We start from the raw sequence: 1,054 nt of genomic DNA, 5'->3' as shown, positions 1-1,054 counted from the left end.
GTCCTGGAGGACCTCGCCCTGCTCCAGGGGGCCGGGAGGTTGGGGAGTCATGTGGGGCTCCGTGTCCGTGTGGGTGCGTTCGGTCGGTTGCGCCCTCCCTTCCTATCGTGCCGGGGGGACGGAGCGTGACCTCGCCCGCACCTCGCGCTGTCCGCCGCGTACCGCCTGCCGTGGACGCGGCCCGGACGCCGTTTCGACCCCCCGTCACGGAACCGCTACCGTGAACTCCGCCCTGTCGTGGCCGTCCCACCCCGCCGCGGTCGCGCTCCCTCCCCCGGACCGGATACGGATTTTCATGAATTCCATGCGTACGCGCCACAGCGCCTCCCTCCTGGTCGGTGCCCTCCTTCTCGCGGTGACGGCCTGCGGCGGCGGTGAGGGCGAGGAGGTCGCAGCCGACGAGGAGAAGGTCGTGCTGGACCTGGCCGAGTTCACCCGCGCCGAGGTTCCCGACAGCGTCGACAGGCTCCGCCCCGAGGACCTGCCGGAGAAGCCCGCGAGTTCCGAGCCGATGAACGTGCGCATGGCCTGGAACGCCATGGAGATGGCGCACAAGGCGGGCGACCACGTGGACCCCGACGCGACGGCCGAGTGCCCCGGCCCGGAGCTGGAGCCCGAGGTCGGAGCCACCCTGACCTGCGACGTCGTGTACATGGGCGAGGAGTTCACCTGGGACATGGAGGTGACCAGCGGGGGCGTCCTCATCCAGTACGAGCAGACGCTGTCGCCGGTGCCGGTGACCCGCGAGCGGGTCGAGCACCTGGTGCGCTGGCAGGTGCAGGGCGAGTACGTGCGGTGCGACATGCCCGACATGGTGACCGCCGAGCACGGTGAGGACGCCGGTGTGACGTGCGAGTCCTGGAACGACTACGCCCACAGCACGCACCGCGTCACGGCGAGCCAGGACGGCATGCACGGGATCGAGACGCCGGAGAGCGACTACGGGGCCGAGGCCGCCTGACCTCGGGACGGGCGGTCGCCGGGGTTCCGGGGCCGTGTGCGGGACCGCCGTGCGCACGGGGCCCGCTGGGCTCCCGGCGGCTTCACCGTCCCG

At 72.1% G+C, this 1,054-nt stretch carries 1 protein-coding gene; it reads left to right on the top strand.

What is annotated here, in order from left to right; translation table 11 throughout:
- Nucleotides 1–304 precede the first annotated feature (304 nt).
- Entirely contained in the window at nt 305–961 is a 657-nt protein-coding gene (locus DQW06_RS27475) for a hypothetical protein (RefSeq protein ID WP_041552757.1), read from the top strand.
- The last annotated feature ends 93 nt before the right edge of the window (nt 962–1,054 follow it).

Source organism: Nocardiopsis sp. TNDT3 (genome assembly GCF_003427465.1).
GTDB lineage: Bacteria > Actinomycetota > Actinomycetes > Streptosporangiales > Streptosporangiaceae > Nocardiopsis > Nocardiopsis dassonvillei.
The sequence above is the reverse complement of the archived record's forward strand: the minus strand, read 5'-3'. Positions and strand labels throughout refer to the sequence as shown.